Annotated in this window: 13 protein-coding genes (1 of these 13 cut by a window edge); 9 read left to right on the top strand and 4 right to left on the bottom strand. The window is 63.7% G+C overall.

The window, feature by feature from the left end:
- Positions 1 to 51: 51 nt before the first annotated feature.
- From KCN53_RS12810 to KCN53_RS12835, 6 genes are all read left to right on the top strand, one after another.
- Positions 52 to 726 (top strand): OmpA family protein, encoded by a 675-nt coding sequence (locus KCN53_RS12810; RefSeq protein WP_088712087.1) that lies wholly within the window; start codon positions 52 to 54, stop codon positions 724 to 726.
- Between the two features lie 31 nt (positions 727 to 757).
- Complete coding sequence (locus KCN53_RS12815) at positions 758 to 1,432, top strand: OmpA family protein (protein ID WP_088712086.1); 675 nt, start codon at positions 758 to 760, stop codon at positions 1,430 to 1,432.
- A 364-nt stretch (positions 1,433 to 1,796) separates the two neighbouring features.
- Positions 1,797 to 2,348, top strand: a complete 552-nt coding sequence (locus KCN53_RS12820; protein ID WP_224199658.1) for an ImuA family protein — start codon at positions 1,797 to 1,799, stop codon at positions 2,346 to 2,348.
- Between the two features lie 82 nt (positions 2,349 to 2,430).
- Positions 2,431 to 3,855 (top strand): DinB/UmuC family translesion DNA polymerase, encoded by a 1,425-nt coding sequence (locus tag KCN53_RS12825; RefSeq protein ID WP_224199667.1) that lies wholly within the window; start codon positions 2,431 to 2,433, stop codon positions 3,853 to 3,855.
- 21 nt (positions 3,856 to 3,876) lie between these two features.
- The gene (locus KCN53_RS12830; protein WP_088712084.1) at positions 3,877 to 7,209 is read left to right on the top strand and encodes an error-prone DNA polymerase; all 3,333 of its coding nucleotides are present in this window, start codon (positions 3,877 to 3,879) and stop codon (positions 7,207 to 7,209) included.
- Positions 7,210 to 7,267: 58 nt separating this feature from the next.
- Positions 7,268 to 8,050, top strand: a complete 783-nt coding sequence (locus KCN53_RS12835; protein ID WP_088712083.1) for a transglutaminase-like domain-containing protein — start codon at positions 7,268 to 7,270, stop codon at positions 8,048 to 8,050.
- Between the two features lie 9 nt (positions 8,051 to 8,059).
- Here the strand turns inward: KCN53_RS12835 and KCN53_RS12840 are convergent, their stop codons facing one another.
- The 3 genes from KCN53_RS12840 to KCN53_RS12850 all read right to left on the bottom strand — a co-directional run bounded on the left by KCN53_RS12840 (position 8,060) and on the right by KCN53_RS12850 (position 20,612).
- The gene (locus tag KCN53_RS12840; RefSeq protein ID WP_088712082.1) at positions 8,060 to 9,526 is read right to left on the bottom strand and encodes an alanine/glycine:cation symporter family protein; all 1,467 of its coding nucleotides are present in this window, start codon (positions 9,524 to 9,526) and stop codon (positions 8,060 to 8,062) included.
- 73 nt (positions 9,527 to 9,599) lie between these two features.
- Positions 9,600 to 12,779, bottom strand: coding sequence for an Ig-like domain-containing protein (locus tag KCN53_RS12845; RefSeq protein WP_088712081.1), 3,180 nt, complete (start codon positions 12,777 to 12,779; stop codon positions 9,600 to 9,602).
- A gap of 225 nt (positions 12,780 to 13,004) precedes the next feature.
- Complete coding sequence (locus KCN53_RS12850) at positions 13,005 to 20,612, bottom strand: choice-of-anchor I family protein (protein WP_088712080.1); 7,608 nt, start codon at positions 20,610 to 20,612, stop codon at positions 13,005 to 13,007.
- Between the two features lie 265 nt (positions 20,613 to 20,877).
- On the opposite strand from KCN53_RS12850, the gene KCN53_RS12855 reads away from it, so the two are divergent.
- Genes KCN53_RS12855 through KCN53_RS12865 form a run of 3 tightly spaced genes read left to right on the top strand, consistent with a single transcriptional unit; the run spans position 20,878 to position 23,453 of the window.
- Positions 20,878 to 22,314, top strand: a complete 1,437-nt coding sequence (locus KCN53_RS12855; RefSeq protein ID WP_088712079.1) for a cytochrome ubiquinol oxidase subunit I — start codon at positions 20,878 to 20,880, stop codon at positions 22,312 to 22,314.
- A gap of 3 nt (positions 22,315 to 22,317) precedes the next feature.
- Positions 22,318 to 23,328: a cytochrome d ubiquinol oxidase subunit II gene (cydB, locus tag KCN53_RS12860; protein ID WP_088712078.1), complete on the top strand. Its 1,011-nt coding sequence runs from the start codon at positions 22,318 to 22,320 to the stop codon at positions 23,326 to 23,328.
- 2 nt (positions 23,329 to 23,330) lie between these two features.
- Positions 23,331 to 23,453, top strand: coding sequence for a DUF2474 family protein (locus KCN53_RS12865; protein WP_088712077.1), 123 nt, complete (start codon positions 23,331 to 23,333; stop codon positions 23,451 to 23,453).
- 32 nt (positions 23,454 to 23,485) lie between these two features.
- Here KCN53_RS12865 and KCN53_RS12870 read toward each other — a convergent pair whose 3' ends face one another.
- On the bottom strand, positions 23,486 to 24,026 hold the 3' portion of the coding sequence (locus KCN53_RS12870; RefSeq protein ID WP_143712206.1) for a hypothetical protein. 47 nt of this gene lie beyond the right edge of the window; 541 of the gene's 588 nt are visible here — the last part of the coding sequence; the start codon falls outside the window, past its right edge — the gene reads right to left on this strand; it ends in the stop codon at positions 23,486 to 23,488.

Raw genomic sequence — 24,026 nt, forward strand, 5'->3', positions numbered from 1 at the left:
AGAGGCTTCCTTTCGTACTTGGGAGGCAAGTCCAACAGAAGGGACCTTCCCATGCGTATTCGTTCTTCCCTGCTTCTCCTCACCGCGGCATCCAGCTTTGCCCTGACCGGCTGCATGACCGATCCCGTTACGGGCGAGCAGCGTGTGAATCAGGCGGTCTATACCGGCGCGGCGGGTGCGGGCGTAGGCGCCCTTCTCGGCGCCGTACTTGGCGGCAAGAACAACCGCACGGAAGTGCTGGTGGGCACCGGTATCGGCGCCGTCGCAGGGACGGCAGTGGGCGTCTATCTGGAAAACCAGCGCAAAAAGCTGGAAGAGGCCACCGAAGGCACCGGCATCGAAGTCGAGAATACCGGAGATTCGCTGCTGCTGAACATGCCCAGCGAAGTAACCTTCGCCACCAACTCCTCGACCATTTCCCCCGAATTCCGGCCCGTGCTCGATGAAGTCGCCCAGGTCCTGAACGAGTATGAGCGCAGCTTCGTCGACGTTTACGGCCATACCGATTCCGACGGTACCGAGGCCTATAACCAGCGCCTGTCCGAACAGCGCGCCCAGTCGGTGGCGGACTATCTGATTTCCAGCGGCGTCATCCGTCAGCGTATCGCAACGCGCGGCTTCGGCGAAACCCAGCCCATCGCCAGCAACGAAACCGCCACGGGCAAAGCGCAGAATCGCCGGGTGGAACTCAAGATCGTGCCGATCACGGAAGATCCGAGCGCCTGAGGCGACAAGCTGACAACTGGGGGAACGGAAGATGAGGGGGTTCGCCCTTCTACTCGGTAGCGCCATTCTGGCAGGGTGCACGGCACCGCAGGCACCGGCGCCCCGGCAGACCAGCCCGGCACCGGAAGCGGTGCCGCGGACTGCCGAACGGCCGTCCGTTACACTTCCGTCCCGTCCACCTATCGGCGGCTATGCCGACCGGTTCGACATCATCCGGAACGAAGGTTCGATCGAACCGCTGCCGCTGAACCAGGTGCCGGGCTATCTCGACCTTCAGCAGGCCCAGTTCGAACGGATCGGCAGCCGCAGCGATTTCAGCGTAGGCCGAGAGGAAGCCGCCCTGCAGCTGACCATGCCCGGTACAGCTGCCTTCGCCGTCAATTCGGCAGTCATAGGACCGGTCTTTCGCCAGACTCTGGACGAGATCGCCAAGGTACTCGGCACCTATCAGCAAAGCTATGTCGATGTGATCGGCCATACCGATTCGACCGGATCGGATGCCGTCAATCTTGAGGTTTCGCAGCGCCGCGCGGCAAGCGTGGCCAATTATCTAGCCGCGCGGGGCGTGAAGCGTGTGCGTATCGCCACGCGAGGAGCCGGGGAGCGAGAGCCCGTGGCGACCAATGAAACGGAGGAAGGCCGGGCGCTCAACCGCCGGGTCGACATCCGTATCATCCCCGTCACGGCTACAGGGCCGGCCACCTAATACCCTTACGCCCCTGAGGCAGGACCTTCGGGCCCTGCCCTCGTCCCCATTGCCCCGACGCAGATCGCCTGCGCGCGATCGGTCGCACTGCCCATGATTGACTCCATAGGGCACTTCTGGATTCATGTGGAACAAACCATGAACAATGTCCGCTGATCCATGCATGTCTTCTCAAGATTATTCCAACATTTCAGGGGTATGCTATGCCAGGGAGCTAAGGGCGACAGCGCCCGACTCGCCGACACTGCACGCTCCTCCCCCTCTGCCCGGCCTTCCGAGCCTGTGGGAAGTCTTCGGCCACGCACGAGACGCCGCTGCAGCAGCGTTCACCCTGGCACAATTGCCACCGGGAAAGATCCTGTGGGTGCAGGACAAGCTGAGCGCGCTGGAAGCGGGGAGCCCCTACGGACCCGGCCTGGCCAGCTATGGCCGGCAGATGGACGAACTGCTGCTGGTGTGCGGTCGCAGCGCTGCGGATGTGCTGTGGACCATGGAGGAAGGGCTCCACTGTGGCAGCCTTGCCGCCGTCGTCGGGGAAATCTGGGAAAACCCGCGCGAGCTTGGCTTCACCGCCACGAAACGTCTGGTCCGGCGCGCCGAGCGAAGCGGTATCCATGCCGCGCTCATTCGCTGGCAGGCTGTCCCCACCCTTTCGGCGGCGCGTCGGCGATGGCGGCTGACCTCCCTGCCTTCCGCCACGAACCGGCTGGACGGCCGGGCTGCGGGAGAACCGGTCTGGCAGGCGGAGCTGTTCCGCGTTCAGGGGCGGGCGCCCGGCACATGGACCGCGCGCTATGACCGGCAGGCGCATCGTCTCGATCTGGCTGCCCCACTTCCCGATCGAAAGATGGACCGCCCGGCGCACAGGACAGCCGAGCCGGGACCGGTGCCAGGAGACCGCCGCCGCGCCGCGTGAACAGGGGCCACCCGAGAGTCAGGCACCTTCAAACGCGCTGGTACTGGCGCTGCCCGGCCCCCATGGGCCCGTTGTGCATGACATGAACGGCGCAGCCCGCGCGATGGGTCTGGAACGCGGTGCGCGCGTCACCGACCTGCGCGCGCTCGTCCCCGACCTGCTGGTGGAGGATGCGATGCCCGCGGATGATGCAGCCGACCTGGAGCGGCTAGCCATATGGTCGCGGCGCTGGTGCCCTTGGACGCAGGTCGACGGAACGGATGGCCTTCTCCTCGACATATCCGGCTGTGCGCACCTGTTCGGGGGCGAAACAGCCCTGTTGAACGACATGGCCCGGGCCTTTGCCGCCGCGGGTCTGACCATCTACGCCGCCGCCGCCGCTACGGCGGGCGCCGCCTGGGCCCTGTGCCGTCACGGCCCCTCCCGCCGCCTGTCCTGCAAAGCGGAAAACCTCGAAGCCATGCTCGCGCCGCTGCCCGCCGCCAGCCTGCGCCTCGAAGGCGATACATTGCTGCTACTCAACCGGCTGGGCCTGAAGCGGGTCGGCGACCTGATGGCGGTGCCGCGCGAGGCGCTGATGCGCCGGTTTCGCAAGGCAGGCATGGACGCCAACCCCGTCCTGCGACTTGATCAGGCGCTGGGGCGGCTGGCCGAACCATTGGTTCCCGGACGGGAAGCCCCTCCCCCTTCCGCCATTCGCCGCTTCGCCGAGCCGGTGGGCGACCCGGACGACCTTTCGCGTATTCTGGGCGATCTGGTAGCGGACCTGGTGCGCCGCCTGGCGGAGGAGGAGCTGGGCGCACGCCACCTGCGCCTGTTGGGATACCGGGTCGATGGCACCCTGCAGGCCATCGAAGCGCGGACCTCCACTCCCAGCCGGGACGCCGGTCATTTGGCGCGGCTGTTTGCCGAAGAGCTTCCCCGCCTCGATCCGGGCTTCGGTTTCGACGCCGTGGGACTTGAAGCGGTGCGCCACGACCCGCTTTCCGCACGGCAGGACGAACTGGCCGGCGAGGCCGAGGCGGGCGTCCCGCTGGCAGCGCTCGTCGACCGGCTGGTGGCGCGTCTCGGTCCTCGCAACGTCACGCGTCTGCATCCCGCAGGCAGTCACCTTCCGGAACGGGCACAGGTGCATGTGTCGGCATTGGCAGCCGGCGACGCCCCCCCCTCCCCGTCTTCTGCAAAAGGCTGGGATGCAGTCCCCCGGGGACACGGGCGCCCCGCCCGCCTGCTGACACGGCCGGAAGCCGCGCAGGTCCTTTACGCCGTGCCGGAAGGACCGCCCGCACGCATGACCTGGCGCCGCCGCACTTACCGGATCGTGCGCAGCGAAGGGCCGGAACGGATCGCGCCGGAATGGTGGCGCGAAAAATCCACCACCCGTCTGCGCGACTATTACCGCGTAGAGGATGATGAGGGACGCCGTTACTGGCTGTACCGCGAAGGCGTGCCGGGGGATGGACGCGGCGGCGCGCCGCAATGGTTCGTGCAGGGACTGTTCGGGTGACGACCCGAGGCTGCCGCCCCCATGCCCGAACCGCCCCTGACGCCCGACAAACGGACCATTGCGAACCCGGAGGATTTCCGGGCCAATCCGCGCGCGCCCTATGTCGAGCTGGGCCTAGCCACCAGCTTTTCCTTTCTGCGCGGCGCTTCGGACCCCATCGACCTGGTCCTGACGGCCCACCTGCTGGGCTACGACACGCTGGGCCTTGCCGACCGCAATTCGCTGGCGGGGGCCGTGCGTCACTGGTCGGAAGCGCACCGGGCAAAGATCAGGCCGCTGACCGGCTGCCGGCTGGACCTGTGCGATGCCCCGTCGCTTTACGCCTATCCCCGAACCCGGGAGGGGTACGGCCGCCTGACCGCGCTCTTGTCCGGCGGCATGATGCAGACCCGTGAGGGCGCCTGGCAGGAAAAGGGCGTGTGCGAACTCGATCTCGCCATGGTTGCCGACCGGCTCGGCGCGCCGGACAGCGGCGTCACCCTGATCGCCGTGCCGGAAGCGGCGACGGAGCTGGACGGCTTTGCCGCCGCACTGCCGCGCCTGGTACAGGCGCTACCCGGGCTCAGCCATATCGCTGCTGCCTATCTCTACCGGGGCGACGACCGCGCGCGCATCAACCGGCTGCAGGCGCTGGCCGTCACGCATGGCCTGAAACTGGTCGCGGTGAACGACGTGCTGTACCACACTCCGCAGCGACGGCCGCTGCAGGACATCCTGACCTGCATCCGCGAAAAGTGCACCATATTCGAGGCGGGGACCCGCCTGCTCTCCAATGCCGAACGCCACCTGAAAACGCCGGCGGAAATGCAGCAGCTCTTCGCGGACTGGCCCGGCGCGGTGGCGGAGACCCGGGCCATCGCCGACGCCTGCACCTTCGACCTGCGCGAGTTGCACTATGAATATCCCGAGGAAACCGTGCCGGAAGGCCAGACGCCGGAAGAGCGGCTGGCCGACCTGACCTGGGTAGGGGCTCTTGGCCGCTATCCGGAAGGCATTCCGCAGAAGGTCCGGAGCCTGGTGACGAAAGAACTCGCGCTGATCGCTAAAATGGACATCGCGCGCTATTTCCTGACCATTTATGACATCGTGACCTTCGCCCGCGGAGAAGGCATTCTGTGTCAGGGACGCGGGTCCGCCGCGAACAGCGCCGTCTGCTACTGCCTCGGCATCACGGCCGTCGATCCCGCCAAGCACGACCTGCTGTTCGAGCGGTTCATATCGGAAGAGCGGCGGGAGCCGCCCGATATCGACGTCGATTTCGAACATGAACGGCGCGAGGAGGTGATCCAGCACATCTACCGCCGCTATGGCCGCACCCGTGCCGGGCTCTGCGCCACCGTGATCCACTACCGGCCGCGCATGGCGATCCGCGAAGTCGGCAAGGCCATGGGGCTGTCGGAGGATGTGACCGCCGCTCTCGCCCGGACGGTCTGGGGATCCTGGGGCTCCTCGGTCGACGAGGACAAGGTGGCCGAAGCGGGCCTGGACCTGTCCGATCCGCACCTGAAGCGTACCATCGCCCTTGCCGACCAGCTGATCGGCATGCCGCGCCACCTGTCCCAGCATGTCGGCGGCTTCATCCTGACCCAGGGCCCACTGGTGGAAACCGTGCCCGTGGGAAACGGCGCCATGCCCGACCGCAGCTTCATCGAGTGGGACAAGGACGACATCGACGCGCTCGGCATCATGAAGATAGACGTCCTGGCGCTCGGTATGCTGACCTGCATCCGCAAATGCTTCGACATCCTCGCCGCGCAATATGGCCGCCGGCTGACCCTCGCCGCCGTTCCGGAAGAGGACCCGGCTACCTACGCCATGCTGCAGAAGGGAGATTCGCTGGGCGTCTTCCAGGTCGAAAGCCGGGCGCAGATGAACATGCTGCCGCGGCTGAAGCCGGCCAAGTTCTACGACCTCGTCATCGAAGTGGCGATCGTGCGGCCCGGTCCCATCCAAGGCGACATGGTGCACCCCTATCTGCGGCGCAGGCAGGGGAAGGAACCTGTCGTCTACCCCTACCCATCCCCGGAACATGGCCCCCGGGACGAATTGCAGGCGATTCTCGGCCGTACGCTGGGGGTGCCGATCTTCCAGGAGCAGGCGATGAAGATCGCCATGGTAGCAGCCGAATTCTCGCCCGAGGAGGCGAACCAGTTGAGAAAGGCGATGGCAACCTTCCGGTCGAAGGGCATGGTGTCCGAGCATAAGGACAAGATGGTCAGCCGCATGATCGGGCGCGGCTACGACCCGGAATTCGCCGCGCGCTGCTTTTCCCAGATCGAGGGCTTCGGCGAGTATGGCTTTCCCGAAAGCCATGCGGCCAGCTTTGCCCATCTGGTCTATGTCTCGAGTTGGCTGAAATGCCATTATCCAGCCGCCTTTGCCGCCGCCCTCCTCAATTCGCAGCCCATGGGCTTCTACGCCCCCGCCCAGATCGTCCGCGACGCTCGCGAACACGGCGTCGATGTGCGCGCGGCGGACGTGAATATGAGTGACTGGGACAATGTGCTCGAACCCCAAGCAGGCGGCCCACCGGGCAGCTTCGCGCTGCGGCTGGGTCTGCGCCAGGTCGACGGTTTGAAAGAGGCCGACGCCGCGCGGCTGCTTACGGCACGGCAGCGGCCCTATTCGCGGATCGCCGAATTGAAGGAACGGGCCGGGATGGGGGTCCCCTCGATCGAACGACTGGCCGCTGCCGATACCTTTCGCTCGCTGGGCCTCGATCGCCGCCAGGCCTTGTGGGATGCGCGGGCGCTGAAGGGCGGTCCGGACCTGCCGCTGTTTACCGCTGCCGAGACCGCCGATGAGGGCGAGGACGTGCCGGTCCTGCTACCCGCCATGCCGCTATGCGAACATGTGGTCTCCGACTATCAGACAACGCGCCTGTCGCTGAAGGCGCATCCCATGCAGTTCCTGCGCGCCCGGTACGAGGCAGAGCGGTTTACGAAAGCTGCCGATTTGCGGCGCCTGCGCTTCGGACAGCGCGTCTCCATCTCGGGCGTCGTCCTTATCCGGCAAAGGCCGGGCAGCGCGAAGGGCGTGGTTTTCATCACGCTGGAGGATGAAACGGGCGTCGTGAACCTCGTCGTCTGGCCGGACGCACTTCAAGCCTATCGCAAGACCGTCATGGGCGCGCGGCTGATGGCCGTTCATGGCACAGTGCAGATGGATGATGCCGTCATCCATGTCGTGGCACGGGAAATGCTGGACCATACGAACCGGCTGTCGGAATTGTCGGACGATATGTTGCGCCAGCCGCTAGCGCGGGCTGATCATGTGGTCAGCCCGCTTCCGTCGCAGGTGGCGAAACATCCGCGCAACGTGCAGGTCATTCCCCGTTCCCGCGATTTCCACTAGCGACGCAGCTTTCCCCGAAACGGGTGGCACAAAGCGCCATGTCGGCGGTTGCTCAGACATGCACATCCACCTCGCAAGCTCGCTCGATTATTCCCTTTCCGGCCCCAGCGACGTCCTCCTTCAAGTCGAGGTCGGCGAACTGGACGACCAGTCGGTCTTCGAGAAAAAACTCAAGATTACCGGTGACCTCGAAAACTATCAGGTGCCCGGCGAGGACAATATCGGCACGCGCCGATGGCTACGCTGCGAAAAGCGGCTGACCGTCGAGTACGAAGCCAAGGTTTCGGTCACACGCGGGGCCATCGACTGTACCGACCTGGCAAAGGTCGACATGCACGACTTGCCCGGAGACGTGATCAAATATCTGATGGGCTCGCAATATTGCGACGTGACCAAATTCCAGAGCTTCGTCAGTCAGAAGTTTTCCGATCTGGAGGGGGGGAAGCGCATCATGGCGATGCGCGACTGGGTCGAAGAGAAGCTTGCCTACACCCCCGGCGCCAGCAACGCGGAAACCACGGCCGTCGATACATTCGTCAGCCGGCGCGGCATCTGCCGCGACTATGCCCACCTGCTGATTTCGCTCGCACGCGCCTCGGCCATTCCCGCACGCATGGTCAGCGTCTACGCGCTGGGTGTCAAACCGCCCGACTTTCATGCCGTGTGCGAGGTCTATCTCGACGATGCGTGGCATCTGGTCGACCCCACCGGCATGACGACGCCGGACGGCATCGCCAAGATCGGGGTCGGCCGGGACGCCGCCGATATCAGCTTCCTCACGGTCTACGGACAGGCGCAGATGAACGACCAGTCCGTGACCGTGAAAAAGATGAAGAGCTAGACGAGCCGGCTAGTCCTCGGTCTTCCGGCCCGCGGTCTTGTCACCGCGAGCAAGCGCGAACACCACACCCGACAAGGCGGCAAGCGCGATCAGGTTGGGAAGCGCCATGGTCGCGTTGGAAATGTCGCCGAGGCGCCAAACCAGCTCAAGCGGCTGCGAAGCTCCAACGAAGATTCCGACGCACCAAAGCACCCGCCACAGCATGTGCAGCACCTTCTCGCCGCCCGGCGTTGCTCCCGGTACGCGGTCGTAAATGAAGGTAATGGCGCGTTCGCCGTAGTAACTCCAGGTCAGAAGCGTGGTGAAGACGAACAGGATCAGCGCGAGCGAGGCAATCAGCGTCCCGATCGGGATGCCGCCGATCAGATAGGGAAACGCGGCTGCAAAGGCCCCCGAGGTCATGGCAAAGCCATTGAGGTCGGACTGCCAAGCATGGCGAACCGCCTCTCCCCCTCCAATGAAGTCGCCTTCGACGGTCAGAATGACGAGCGCGGTCATGGTGCAGATCACGATGGTGTCGATGAAACAGCCCATCATTGCGAAGCGGCCCTGCAGCGCGGGGTCGTCGGTCTGGGCAACCGCGTGCGCAATCGGCGTCGAACCCTGCCCGCTCTCGTTGGAGAACAGCCCGCGGGCCACACCCGCGCGAATGGCGATAATCACCGCCGCGCCAAGGAAGCCGCCGCTAGCGGCCTGAGTGCTGAATGCGCCGTCGAAAATCCGGCCGAAGGTTTCGGGGATATCCTGAATGTCGAGGATGATCGCAAGGATCGCCATGACAAGATAGGCCGCGGCCATGACCGGCACGACCTTCTCCGCGACCGAGCCGATCGACTTGATACCGCCAATGATGACGACGAAGACCGCAACGGCCGTAATCAGCCCGCCGAGCCATTCCTCGATACCGAACAGTTCATTAAGGCCGTCCGCAACCGCGTTTGCCTGGATCGAATTGCCGGTAACGAGAGCGGAGAAGAGCGTGCCGATGCAGAAAAGGATCGCCAGCCAGGTCCACTTCTTGCCAAGACCCAGCATGATGTAGGTCATCGGACCGCCGCGATAACTGCCGTCGGCGGCGCGCTCGCGAAAGCGAATCGCCAGCGACCCTTCCGCAAAGGCGAGCGCCATACCTATCAGCGCCGTAATCCACATCCAGAAAATCGCACCCGGTCCGCCGAGCGTGATCGCCGTCGCAACGCCCGCCAGATTACCCGTACCGACCTGCCCGGAAAGGGCCGTCGAGAGAGCGGCGAATGGCGAAATTTCGCCCGCGCCCTGGCCCTTTCTGCCGGTGAAGAGCCCCGCAAAGGCGCTGCCGAGTTTCCGGATCGGATAGAAGCGCAGGCCGGCCATGATATACAGGCCGACACCGAACAGGATGATCACCATGGGAGGAAAGGCCAGAACCTCTTCCCCCGCCCAGGTGCCGACCCAGATGAAATCACTGATGTTGGTGACCTGATCGATCAGGCTCATATGACGCGCGCCCCCGCGATTTTGTCAGAAAATTTTCACAGGGGGTTAGCGAATTCGCGCGCCGTGTCCAGCGTCAGGCGATGAACGGAAGCACCTCCGTTTCGGGCAAAACGACCGCCGTCAACGGCGTCTCCAACTCAGCCGGCGACAGGTCTGCACTTTCACTGGAGGCAAACGCCATCGACGCCGGCATATCGGCCTCTTCCTCGCGGAACACCAATTCGCCCTCCGCGGTGTCGAAGAACAGTTCGAAGGTAACGTCGTCGAACTGAATGAGCGTTGCCACGTCCTGCGAAATGGGCAGCGCAGCGGCGGCCTCCTCACCATAGATTATGGCGGTGGAGCCCGATCGTGCGAGCGTAAAATCGGCCTGGCTTCCGGGTAGCACGATGATGTCGCCGCCCGCATTGAAGCCGGGATCGAAGCGGACTTGCGAACCGGTGGCCACTTCCACGGTTTCGCTGTCCTGGCCCACTCCGAAAACCTGAACGAATCCGCGGCCCGTCACGACGCTTTCACCGGCTGACAGGATCAACTGCGAGCCGCCTGCGGACGCGATAGCGGGCGGCTCCCCCTCGGGCACGGCAGGTACGGAAACGGGGATAGGCACGACCTCTTCAAACTGCACCTCCCCAAGCGCGGTTGAGAAGCTGACATCGTAGGCCGCATCGTCGAAAATCATCGTAACCGGATCCGTTCCGGAAAGCGCCAGAGAGATCAGCGTTTCACCAGAGTCGTAGAGAAAGAGAGTCGAGCCTTCACGAGTGACGGTAAAGTCCATGAATTGACCGGCGACGACGATGGTGTCGCCGCCCTGATTGAAGCTGCCCCCGAACCGGTACTGCCCCTCTCCGAGCAAGATGACCGTTTCGCTGCCCAACCGGGTGCCAAGAATTTCCGTGGCCGCCTCTCCGATGCCGGCAATTTCACCGCTACCAAGGACGAGCCGGGCACCGATTGCGGGAAAGGCCGTCGGATCGCCCTCTTCACCCACAAGAACCGTAACCTGCCCCTCGTCGGTGCCGCCATTTCCGTCGCTGATGAGGAAGGAGAAGCTGTCCTCGCCCGTGAAACCGGCAGCGGGCGTATAGGTGACGCTGCCATCACTGTTCAGAACCGCGGCGCCGTTCGCGGCGGTCCCGATGCTCACCACGGTAAGCGGATCGTCGTCGATGTCCTCGCCGGTGGGGGTCAGCGTGACGGGCTCGCCGGCTTCGATCTCCACCGTGAGCGGCGTTGCCTCGGGAAGGTCGTTGACCGGATCGACGGTGACGATGACCGATGCCTCGCTCGTCAGGCCGCCCGCATCGACGACCGTATAGCTGAACTCGGCCTGGCCGTTGAAGTTCGCAAACGGCTCGAAGCGGATCTGATCGCCCTCGACGGAGACTGTCCCGCCCCGGTTGGGCGACAGGACCGAATCAATGCTCAAGGGGTCGCCGTCCGGGTCGCTGTCATTCGCCAGCACGTCGATCAGGATCGCGGCATCTTCATCGACCGAGGCCGCATCGTCGGCAGCCGCCGGCGCATCGTTGCGGGCGTCGACCAGGACGCTGATGGTGGCGGTGCTGGTGCCGCCATTTCCGTCGTCGACCGTGTAGCTGAAACTGTCGGCGCCGTTGAAACCGGCGGACGGCGTATACTGAATCGCCAGGCCGCCGGATACGATAACCGCAGCGCCGTTTTGCGGCGAGCCGACGGCGGTGATGACAAGCGAATCTTCATCGGGGTCGGTGTCATTGACCAGCGGTTCGACGGTGACCACCTCGCCCTCGGCAGTAACGACTTCGTCGTCGTTGAGCACCGGCGGCGCATTGGCAGCGGTGACGGTGAAGGCTGCCGAGGCCAGCGCCTCTCCGCCATTTCCGTCTGACACGATGAAGTCGACCGTTGCCACTCCAGCGAAGTCGGCGTCAGGTACGAAGCGAAGCGACTGCCCCTCACCCACGATTTCCACCGTTCCGCCATCGGGATTGCCGACCGAGACGATGGTCACGCCGTCTCCGTCGATATCGGCGAGGTCCGGGGTCAGAGTAATGGCCTCGCCCGCCGCGCCGGTCCCGGCCACGTCGGATGCCGTGGGCGCGTCGTTGACCGGCGAGACGACCACCTCGACAGCGGCAGTGTCGGAAGCCCCCGTCGAATCCGCAACTGTGTAGGTAAAGCCGTCGGTGCCGTTCGCATTGGCGGAGGGCGTATAAGTGATGGTGCCGTCGTCGTTCACGACCACCTCGCCGAAGCCGGGCGTGCTGGTCGCTGTTATGGAATACGGGCCGGTCCCGCCCTCGTCATTGGCAAGCACGTCGAGAATCAGCATCCCGTCCTCGCTTACCTCTGCCTGGTCGTCAGAGGCAGTCAGAACCACAACCGCGCCCTGGTAGAAGTCCACCTTCACATTTTCGGTACCGAGGGTCGCCGTTTCGGTCGATGACTGCGCCAGCCCCCCGCCCAAAAAGGTGATCTGGTAGGTGCCCGACGGAACAGCGATCTGCCATCCGCCGGAATCCCAGCTCGTCGTCGAAAACTGCTGAGAGGTGGCGGAATTGGTCAGCGTGATATCGACGCCGCCAAGCCCCTCCCCCATGTCGTAGAAACCGTCCAGATCCTGGTCGTCGGCCACGACGCCGACGAACTGAGCCTCATAGTCGAGCGCACCGCCCAGGTCCTGCGTCACCACCCAGGGCCCCACCTGCGTAGAGGGGTCGCTTTCCTGCAGGGCACTGATGCCGATTTCCGTAAAGGTGGCGTTGATCAGGCTATCGCGGTGCCCCGGGGGATCCTGAATTCCGTCGCCGGTCTCGGCAAAGTTGCCGCTACCCGTTTCGCTGGCGTCATAGCCCCAGTCGATGATAAAGCCCGCATGCCCCTGCAAGGGATCATCCGTAAAGGCGAAGACATTCTCACCGAGCGCGCTCTGACCAGTATAACCCGCGTCGAGAGTTCGCTCTCGCAGGCCAGGTTCACCCGGTGCCTGATGCGTCTGGCTATCTGTCTGGATCATGATGCCGGAATGGAAGTCGGCGGCATCCGCCAGAGCCGTATTCCATGCCAGGGGTGCCACGGCCGAGAGCGCATCCAACTGGGATTCCAGCGCTGCGAGATCGACGCCGAAAAACTGGATCGCCGCTTCGACTTCCGGCGTCACGCCTTCGCCGTTCACGATCAGCCGGTCAAACTCCCCCTCAGGGTCCATGCGGAAAAGACTGATCAGCTCCAGCTGCAGCTGTTCGAATTCGGTCGGCAGAAAGCCCATGGCGCAGGTCCCCAATGCGGTGGATCGGTAATGTCTGTGTGCCGAAACAGATAGCCAGCCTTAGCTGGCCGGCGAGTGAACGGCACGCCGAGGCGAGCAGAAAACGCGCCGAATGCCGAAAAGGGGCCGAAAAGAAAAAGGTCCGCAGGCGAGAGCGTCGCCGACGGACCTGACAGGGTTCGCATACCGTCCATGTCGCGGGGACGTGCTGCGTCGGGGGTGAGCCTAGAGGATCAAGGCGGCCGTCTCCTCGACAAGCATCGGCGGAATGAGATCGTCGAAGCCCGTGAAACACTCGATGAGGTCGTCGTCGGCGCTGAGGGGGGCGAAGGCCGCCGCAGCGCTGTCTGCTTCGCCCTCGAGTACAGTACTTTCGCGGAACTCCTCGTTCTGGATGCGGGTATCGTTCTCGATCGAGGTTTCCTCCATCGAGAAGGCTTCGCCCTCGGTCGGATATTCTTCCGCCAGATACTCCTGCAAAGCCTGCTGTTCACCGAGCGAATTGCCCGGCAACGGCAGCTCGTCGTTCTCGTCCGGCGAGATCGCGACCGCCCCGTCCTCCGTCAGGGCCCGAAAGTTCGCACCGACGTCGGGGAAGGGATAACCGTCGCCGCCCTCGGCCATGAAGTTCAGCGTGACGATGGTGATGCCGAGGTCGCCGGCGCCGTCCACCAGTTCGCCGTCGGAATAGAGCGGGACCAGCGTCCCGTCTTCGGTCAAAAGGGCGATATCCTCGACCCTGTCCCCGACCGGCTGCGACTGGTCGAAGCTGAAGCGGACGCCGCCGACCTGCGGGAAGCGGCCCTCGGTGGCCCCGGCAATGCCGGACACGCCATGCTCCAGGATCGCCTTCAGGCCAATGGCATCGACATCGACGGCGACGAGTTGGTTATTGAACCTCAGCGCGTTCGAAATATCGAGCTCCGACACCCCGCCGTTCGGCGGCGGCGGCAGCTGGTCCACCTCGCCGTTCGGACCCGGCGAGGAGAAGGTTCCGATGGCAGCGCGGATGCCGCCGCCATTCTTGATCGAGACTGCGAAATTGTCGCCCAGGTCGATCCGGTCTTCCAGCGCGTTGAGGTTGGCGTCCGCGGTCAGGTTGCCAAGGTTCGTTTCCTCGGTCCGAACCGCCCCGCGGGCACCTTCCAGATAGACATCGGTGAAGCCGAAGATATTCGACCCGGCCTCGTCGATGATTTCCTGGACCGGCGCGATGATATCGCGAACCTCGTCGGCACGGCTGCCCTCCTCGAAGGCAAGGCCGTTCAGCCCGAACATATCGTCGGCGATGGCCCGGTCGGCTTCCTCGCCGCCAATATAGGTCTCGGTGGAGGTGACCACCTGATCGCCAACCAAGACGTTGGCGCCGTCGAAGCGAGCCACGAAGCTCTCGTCAGCGAATTCGAGGGTCGCCCCTTCGGCCCCGATGGGCAGGGCGACGATGGTGCCGTCGTCGCCCCGGATGACCAGCACCGATCCGGTCAGGTCGACACTATATTCGGCGCTTTCGCCCGCGAAGGAAATCGTGTCGCCGCCGCGGTTGAACGAGGCGTCGAGAGTCAGCACAGCACCGTCGAGAACGGTTATCGTCTCATCCGCCGAGGCCGTGCCGAAGATGTTGAAGCGACCGGCACCGAGTCCGCCGGACTGGCCGGCATTCAGGCTGACGCGCGCACCGACCGTGTCGAAACCGTAGGCTTCGGCGACATTTTCCAGGGTCGCCGCATAGGCACCCGAAAGTTCGACATTCTCTTCCAGGCTGTCGCTGATGACGTTGCCGTTTTCGTCGAAATCGACCACGAGCCGACCGAGATAGGTGAACTCATTGTCGGTGTTGACGATCAGCAGCGGGTTGCCGTTCGCGTCCTGGGTTTCGATCGGATAGCTGCCTTCGAACTCCGCTTCGTGACCGGGGAAGGCAACCGCCTCGTCGGTCTCGTCGCCCAGACGAGTGTTCGACCCACCCGCGACGATGATGTCGACATCCTCGAGCAGCGGCGCCAGCGCCTGCTCCAGCTGGATCTGCTGGAGATGCGAGAGCAGGATGATCTTATCCACACCCTGCGCGGTCAGGTCGTCGATAACCGGCTGCAGGATTGCCGCCAGCGCCTGCATGTCGTCCATGTCCGGGCCGACCACGTCGATACCGCCCGTGGAGGAGATGGTCTCAAGGATCTGCGTCGTCGCCCCGACGATGCCGAAGGTTGCCCCGTCCTGTTCGATGACGGCGGAAGGCGCGATCTGACCAGCCAGTTCCTCGGCAGTTTCGAGCCCACCGGTTCCGACCGTTTCGACGAAGAGGTCCGAAGTCGAGCTATCGGATGAGAAGTCGAGGTTCGCAGAGATATGCGCGAAGTCCGACGCCGACACGGCATCGGCGAACAGACCCGTACCGAGGTCGAATTCGTGGTTGCCGATTGCCGTTGCCTGCACGCCCATGGCGTTCAGCACCTGGATTTCGGCGAAACCCGTCCCGTTGATGTCGGAAGCGGTGCGGAACGGGCCGGGGATGTAATTGTCGCCTGACGACAGGATCAGCGTGTTTGCATAATCGTCCGCATAGGCGTCGAGCAGCGCGGCGACCAGCGGGGCGGTATCGCCCGCCAGAAGGCCGAATTCCGGATCGCCGAAATGGAGCAACTGCAGTGTCGCAGCGCCCGAGCCGCCGACAGGATCACCGGTAAGAACGGTATCCTCGCGGAACTCCTGGTTCTGGATCCGGGTGTCGTCCTCGATCGACGTATCTTCGCTATCGAATGCCTGCTCCGGCGTCGGGTACTCCTCGGACAGATAGTCCTGGAACGCCTGCTGTTCGCCGAGCGTGTCGCCGGGCAGGTCAAGTTCGCCGTCTTGGTTGAAAGTGACATCTTCGATGCCGTCCTCGGTGATGGCGCGGAAGTTGGTACCGACATCCGCAAACGGATAGCCGTCGCCGCCCTCAGCGAGGAAGCCGAGCGTCACGACCGTTATGTTCGCCGGCGCTCCTTCGATCAGGACACCGTCATCGTAGAGCGGGATAATATTCCCGTCACCATCGACGAGAGCGATATCCTCGACCCGCTCTCCGACGGGCTGGGACTGGTCGAAGCTGAAGCGGACGCCCGCCACCTGCGGGAAGCGGCCCTCGGTCGCGCCGGCAATGCCCGATACGCCGTTTTCGAGGATCGCCTTCAGACCCGCCGGATCGGTATCAAGCGCCACCAGCGTGTTGTTGAACCGCAGGCTGTTGGCGATGTCGAGTTCGCTGACACCGCCGCCGGCCGGGGGCAGCTCGTCGACTTCGCCGTTAGGTCCCGGCGAAGAGAAGGTGCCGATGGCGGCGCGGATGCCGCCGCCATTCTTGATGGAGACGACGACCGTATCGTCACCTTCTCCGGCGCGTTCGCGGTAGGCGTAGGCGTTCGCATCGGCGGTCAGATTGCCCAGGTTGGTTTCCTGGGTTCGGACCTCGCCGCGCGCACCTTCGAGATAGACGCTCACATAGCCGAACACGTTCGATCCTGCATCGTCGATGACGTCCTGGACCGGCTGGATCAGGTCGCGGACTTCACCGCCGCGCGTGCCGTCGGCAAAGGCGGTGTCGTCGAGTTCGTCGATGTCGACCCCGTAGGCATCGGCTACGGTTTCCTTCGTCGCGGCATAGGCACCGGCGATGTCGGCATTTTCCTCGATGGAATCGGCGATAATGTTGCCATCCGCATCGAAGTCGACGACGAGACGACCAAGATAGGTATATTCGTTGTCGGTGTTCACGATGACAGTCGTGTTGCCGCTCGCGTCATTGGTCATGATCGGATACGGACCGTCCGCCTCGGCCGGGTGGCCGGTGAACGCCGCCAGCTCGTCATTGTCATCGGCAAGAAGCGTGTTCGAGCCGCCGGCGATGATAATGTCGACGCCGTCGAGAAGCGGTGCGAGCGCCTCTTCGAGCTGGATCTGCTGCAGGTGAGAGACAAGAATAATCTTGTCCACGCCGGCCGCCGTCATTTCGTCGATGTAGGGCTGCAGGATTGCGGCGAGCGCGGACATGTCGTCCGCATTCGGTCCAATGACTTCGACGCCGCCAGTGGACGAAATGCTCTCCAGGATCTGCGTGGTCGCGCCGACGACACCGATCCGTTCGCCGCCCTCTTCGATGACCGTTGCCGGCACGATGCGGCCAGCGAGATCGGCCGCATTGTCGAGCCCGCTCGTGGCAGAGGTGTCGAAGTACAGGTCCGCCAGACTGCTATCGCCGGAGAAATCCAGATTGGCGCTGACATAGGGGAATGCGGCCGTGGACACCGCGTCGGCGAAGACGCCCGTTCCCAGGTCGAACTCGTGGTTGCCGATGGCTGACGCCTCGACACCCATGGCGTTCATGATCTGGATGTCGACGAAGTCGCCCGTCGTCAGATAGCCGGCCGTCAGGAAAGGACCCGGAATGTAGTTGTCGCCAGAAAAGAGCGTGATGGAATTGTCCGCCTGGCCTTCGAAAATGTCGATCAGCGCGGCAACATTTTCGGCCGTCTCGGAGAACTGCCCCAGTTCCGGGTCGCCGACATGGAGGAGCTGCAGGCTGTAGTCGACGCCCGTATCGATCGAAACGATGACCGGATCGTGATCGCTGAGCGGCGCCCCGCGGTCGTTGAACTCGGCGCTGGCGTGAACGATGTCGTATTCCGCGCCGCCGGCGACATTCTGCGAGACGAAGATATGATCGAGAGCCTGCGAGTTGCCGTTAAAGAGATAGGTGTAGCGCTCTTCCTCGGGCAGCCGGTTGGTCAGGTTGACGAGCCCGGCATCGTAGAGCGGGTCTAGCGGCTCTTCGAATTCGAACTCGTTGAGGTCGCCCAGCACGACCACCTGCGCATCGCCGCCAAGGCTTTCCACATAGTCGGCAACCGCATCTGCCTGTGCGGCGCGCTCCAGTGCGCTGCCGTTGACCGGCGGCTGCTCGACACCCAGCAGCGGCGTGGAGCCGCCCTTCGATGAGAAGTGGTTGTTGACGATGGTGTAGCTTTCGCCGCCGAACTCGAACTCCGCGACAAGCGGCAGGCGGGCGTCGTAGAAGGGGTTCTCTTCGTTCGTCGCCTGATCCTCGAACTGGATCGACGTCACCGAGCCCTCGACCAGGTCGACGCGGTCGTCACGATACAGGAAGACGTTGCGGATGTTGCCGCCCGGAACGCCGCCCGATGCCTCGTCGGTGATGAAGGGATTATCGATATAGGAATAGGTCGGACCGCCAACCGCTTCGATGGCGGCGACGATATCCTCCAGCGTCATTTCCGCCGTCACGACGCCGTCGAGCAGCGTGCCGCTATCGTCGTTCACCTCCTGCAGCGCGATGATATCCGGCGCCCCGAGATTGTTGACGATGATGTCGGCAACCGCGTCGAACCTGCCTTCCGCCACATCGCTGTCGGCATCCACGTCGAACTCGCCGTTGCCGTCGGCATCGACGCGGTCGAGATTGAGAACGTTGAAGGAAGCAACGGTTAGCGTGTCTTCATCGCCGGCGACGGTCGTGACTTCCGGCTCGATCGTGCCATCCGAGATGAGTTCGGGCGCATCGGTCACCAGCAGCTCCGGCACACCGAAGTCGTAGCTGAGCACGCCGGTGACATTGCCGAACCGGGCGCCGGCGATGACATCGGGCAGGCTGATGCCGTCGGACACACCGAAGAAGTCGCTCTGGAACTGGACGATTTCCGGATTGAAGTCGCCGCCGATGGTATTCGTGAAGCCCAGGCCGCCTTCACCGCCAACGATGTTGATCGTTCCGCGGTCGGAGAAGTTCGTGCCGTAGAGGTTGCCCTCGCCGTCGGACAGCACCGCGAAGAACTCGCGGAACTGCGACTGCGGCGCCACCAGTACCGGGCTTTCGAAGGTGACGCGCATGCCTTCGAACTGTTCGTAAAAGGCGACGCCCTCTTCGACACTGGCCGTCGGCGGCAGGATGCCCGAGGACGGGCCGATCAGCACGGCTTCGGGAAGCGCATTGTCCGATGACAGGACGGTAATATCGGCGCTCGACAGCTGGGTGGTGGAGAGGTTGCCGGTGGAGCTGCCACCGGGCGTATATTCGGAAACGGTGCCCTGGACATCGAGCTCGTCGCCAAGCTCCACGGCGGGCGCACCGCCGGTGAAGACGAAGATGGCGTCGGAGGTGGCCATATTTCCGTCGCCGTCGGCGTCCTGCAGGTAGAAGCCATTGGAGTCGACGGCGGTAACGATACCGCGCACTCCGACCCGCGTACCGGCATATTCGGAGACCTGGCCAGTACCCTGTACCTGGCCGATGTCGAGGCCGAAGCCGTCAAGGCCGAGTTCGTAAACCGCCGTGTTGCCCGAGACCTCGAAGCTGACGGCGATCTGCGCCTGACCGGTGGACGATTCGGCGGCGGAAATGAACTGGATCACTTCGGGCGAGATGAAGCCGTCGGCGCGCGCATCGATATAGTCGACGAACGTTGCCAGCTGAGGGTTCGTCACGTCGTAGACGAAGATGCCGCTGTCGCGCTCCATGCCGATGAAGGCGTAGACCTGTCCATCGATCTCTCCGACCGCGATGGCTTCGGGTTCGGGCCCCTTGGCGTCGGAGCGGTTGTCGTCGACTTCGGCAGGGTCGCCTTCCCCGGGCACATAGTCGTCGTTGTTGAAGGCGTTCGGAACGCGCGCGGCCGCGATGATCTGCTCGAAATCGTCGCCGGAGTCGAACACCACATTACCGTCGGAATCGAGGATGGTGAACGACCGTCCGCCGAAGGCGTAAATCTGGTCGATGTCGCCGTCGCCGTCGGTGTCGCCCTCGGTATTCACGGCCTGCAGCCGGCCGAGAGCGGCTTCGGCCTGGAGCTCGGCAGCATTGGGATAGGCCGTCGGATCCAGATCGAGATCCTCGACGCGGGTTTCGTCGAAGTCGCGGCTGTCACCTTCGTTCGCGGTAAGGATGTAGGTCTCGCCGCCAATCGTGAAGCTGGCAAGCGCGTCGGGCATGTTGAACCCGATCACGTCATAGTTGAGGATCGTGATCGCGCCGTCTTCGTCGGACGGATCGAAGCCGTTGCCCGGAACCGAATAGTCCTTCAGGCCCGCCGAAAACAGGTCGACGAAAGCCATTGTTTCGAGGTCGAACACGGCGATCGCATTCGCTTCCTGCAGGCTGACATAAAGTCGCCCGTCCTCACCTTCGACGATATATTCCGGCTCGAAGTCGAGCGACGGCACGGAATCGGCGGCGGCGCGAATGCCTTGCGCGAGATATTGCGCGCGATCTTCGGCGGTGAACACGCCGTCGCCGGTGATGTCGTTGAACTGCTGAAGCCCGAAGTTCCGCACCGCCCCTGGCGCGTCGGCATCGACGGTCAGGTCGATGATCGAGATCGTGCCGGCGCCGCCATCTTCACTGGCGGGCGCGTCGCCGCGCTCGCCTTCGTTGGCCACGAAAATCTTCGTACCATCCTGCGAAAAGCTGACCTGGTCAGGCAGATTGCCGACCTCATAAGTCCCAAGGGCGCTGCCGTCGGCGGCGCTGAAGGTCTGCACGACGCCGTCGGCGCTGTCGCGCGCAATCGCCACGGCGACGATGCCGTTGTTGATGGCGACAGACTGAAGGCCGTCAAAGCCTGCTACCGGGAGAAGGACCGCGCCGGCCGGCGCGTCGTCGGGCAGCTCCGCTCCGAGATAAACGGCAAGGACGAGCTCGCCGCTCGACTGGGAGAACAGGTCGACGCGGCCCGCGGCCCCGTTCGTTACCGCCAGAATGTCGCCATCGACCGAGACGACTTCGGAACCGGCTTCACCGACGCCGCTATCGAACGTCCCTACCAGCGAGATATCGAAATCCATGAGCCAAACCCCTCTTAACAGACCCGTTTTCCGATCAGAGCAGGACGCTCTGTCGAGGGGCGGTTAGGATCGGTTCATGACACTTGGGCGCCCAAATCTTTGAAGAATGGGCGTCAGTTTGGTGTAGGATTTGTTGCGGACGCTTTTTTGCGCCGCAGAATTCCCGCATGTGCGCCGATGCACCGCAGGACGAGGCGGACCTGTTCCGCTAGGTGGTTGCGACGGAGAAGGGGAGCGGACAAGGTACGCCTCGAACGGAGGGGACATGTTTGATTTCGCCGACCCGGTCCTGCTGGCGCGGATCCAGTTCGCCTTCACGGTCAGCTTTCATTTCATCTTTCCGGCATTCTCCATCGGCCTTGCGAGCTTCCTCGCGGTCCTCAACGCGATGTGGCTGGCGACCGGCCGCCCGCTCTATCTCGACCTCTTCAAATATTGGGCGAAGATTTTTGCCGTCGCCTTCGCCATGGGTGTCGTGTCCGGCATCGTCATGTCCTACCAGTTCGGCACCAACTGGTCGGTCTTCTCGGACAGGACTGGTCCCATTCTCGGCCCCCTTATGGCCTATGAGGTCCTGACCGCCTTCTTTCTCGAGGCCGGTTTTCTGGGCGTGATGCTGTTCGGGATGGACCGGGTCGGGCCGAAGCTGCATTTCTTCGCCACCTTGATGGTCGCCGCCGGCACCTTCATCAGCGCCTTCTGGATCCTCAGCGTCAACAGCTGGATGCATACGCCCACGGGGTTCGAGATCGCCGAAAACGGACAGTTTCTCCCGGTCGCAAGCTGGCTGGAGATCATCTTCAATCCCAGCTTTCCTTACCGTCTCGCTCATACGGTGACCGCGGCTTATCTCACCACGAGCCTGGTCGTCGGGGCGGTCGGCGCGTGGCACCTTCTGTCCGACCGGACAAGTGCACATGCCCGCAAGATGTTCTCGATGGCCATGTGGATGGCAGCGCTCGTCGCACCGCTGCAGATTTTCCTCGGCGATCTCCACGGCCTCAACACCTTGGAGCATCAGCCCGCCAAGGTGATGGCGATGGAGGGTCATTTCGAAAGCCATCCGGAGGGCGCACCGCTCATCCTTTTCGGGCTGCCCGACGAAGAGCGGGAACGCGTCGACTATGCGCTCGAAATTCCGAAACTCTCGTCACTCATCCTGAAACATGATCCGAACGCTCCGCTCGACGGGCTCGATACGGTTCCCGAGGAAGAAAGGCCGCCGGTCGCGATCGTCTTCTGGTCCTTCCGGGTGATGGTCGCGCTCGGCTTCCTGATGCTGGGGCTCGGGGCCCTCAGCCTAGTCGCGCGCTGGCGCGGAAAGCTGTACGACTGGCCGCTCCTACACCGCTTCGCGCTCGTCATGGGCCCGTCCGGTTTCGTTGCCGTTATTGCCGGTTGGATCACGACGGAGGTCGGGCGGCAGCCTTACACCGTCTACGGCGTACTGCGGACAGTCGACAGCGTTTCGCCGCTCGATGCACCGGCTGTGGGAACGTCGCTGGTCGCCTTCGTTCTCGTCTATTTCGCAGTCTTCGGCGCCGGCACCTGGTATCTCCTCAAACTGATGGGCACGCTGCCGCACAGCCATGAGGAGGAGCCCGCACAAACGCCCATAAGATCCGCAGGGATCACCCCCGCACCCTCGGTGGAGCGGCGCGGCACCATTCCGGATGCCGAGCCGGTGGACGGGAAAGCATAGGCCATGCTCGACTATAATTTCGACCTGACGGTCATCTGGGCGGTCATCATCGCCTTAGCGATCTTTGCCTATGTCGTGATGGACGGCTTCGACCTGGGCGTGGGTATATTGTTCAAGTTCTTCCCCGCCGGGGAAGGACGTAATCGTGCGATGAACTCGATCGCGCCCGTCTGGGATGGCAACGAGACCTGGCTGATCCTCGGCGGCGGCGGTCTGTTTGCCGCCTTCCCCTTGGCCTACGCGCTCATTCTGCCGGCTCTCTATGCGCCCATCATCGCCATGCTCCTGGGTCTGATCTTTCGCGGCGTCGCCTTCGAATATCGCTGGCGGGATCCACGTCACCGCGCCTTCTGGGATGCGGCTTTTACCGGCGGATCGATCGTGGCGGCGCTCGCCCAGGGGATAACTCTCGGCGCGCTCCTTCAAGGTATCGATGTCGAAGGCCGGGCCTACGCCGGCGGCTGGTGGGACTGGCTGACGCCCTTCAGCCTGCTGACGGGGGTCAGTGTCGTCATCGGCTATGCGCTGCTCGGCGCCACCTGGCTGATGTACAAGCTCGACGGGCGGCCGCATGACCGGGCGAAGCGGCTCGCCTGGACATTGTTCTTCGCCGTCCTGGCATGCATCGTCGCCGTCAGCATCGCGACGCTGCTCCTCGGCGCGGGATATCGCGACAAGTGGCTGGAGGCACCGGCCATATATGTGACCTCGCAGGTCCCGCTTCTCACGGTCATCGCGACTTTTGCCTTCTGGCGCGCCATGAAGCGGGAAACGCATGCCACGCCCTTTCTCACGTCGCTCGCGCTTTTCTTTCTCACCTTCATCGGCCTTGGGGTCTCGATGTGGCCCGACATCATACCGGGCGCCGTCAGCATCTGGGACGCCGCAGCGCCGGAGAAGAGCCAGATCTTCATGCTTGTCGGGGCGCTCATCATCATGCCGCTGATCATTGCCTATACCGCCTATGCCTACTGGGTCTTTCGCGGGAAGGTCGGCGCAGAGGGCTATCACTGAGCATGAACAGCGGGGAAAAGCGCCCGCTTTGGAAGCGCGTCGGATGGCTGGTCGGCCTGTACATGGCCAGCATTACCATTCTCGGCCTCGTCGCGCTCGCCATTAAGTTCTGGTTGGGCAGCTGAGATTGAGCTCGCTGCCCGGAAGGGCGATAGGGCTATGCCGCAACCTCGTGTTGAGAGGTCTTTGCACTGAACTCCACTGCCCGCGCGACCACCGATGCCATGCCCGCGCGAGGGAGACGGGCCCAGAACGCGGCGCACTGTCCCAGCCCGCTGCTCAGCGCCGATACAACCGACAGGCTCGCGGAGGCCGGCACGCGGAATTCCGCGCTCTGCTGAATCCGCCGCTTTAGCAGCTGCGCGATCTGCTTGCGTTCATCCGCGACGATACTCGCCAGAATCTCATGCAGTCGGTGGATATCGTTCCTGGCGAGCGCGAGTTCGCTGGTAAAGGGCGCGACCAGCAGGGGCATCCGGTCGACGAATATGTCGAGTACGTGATCAAGCTCCACCAGAAAGGCTTCATCCTCTCGGCAACGGTCCCCCGGCTGGGAAAGGCAGGCTTCGACTGCCCCTTCCACACGACGTTCGAAACAGCGGATTGCCATTTCCGTCAGAGACGTCTTCGTCAGGCTGCGCGTTGCAGACCCGGAAAGAAGCCGTTCGCAATCGGCCTGCACAAGTTCCCCGGCTTCG

It is taken from the genome of Pacificimonas aurantium (genome assembly GCF_020092905.1).
In the GTDB taxonomy this organism is placed as follows: Bacteria; Pseudomonadota; Alphaproteobacteria; order Sphingomonadales; family Sphingomonadaceae; genus Pacificimonas; species Pacificimonas aurantium.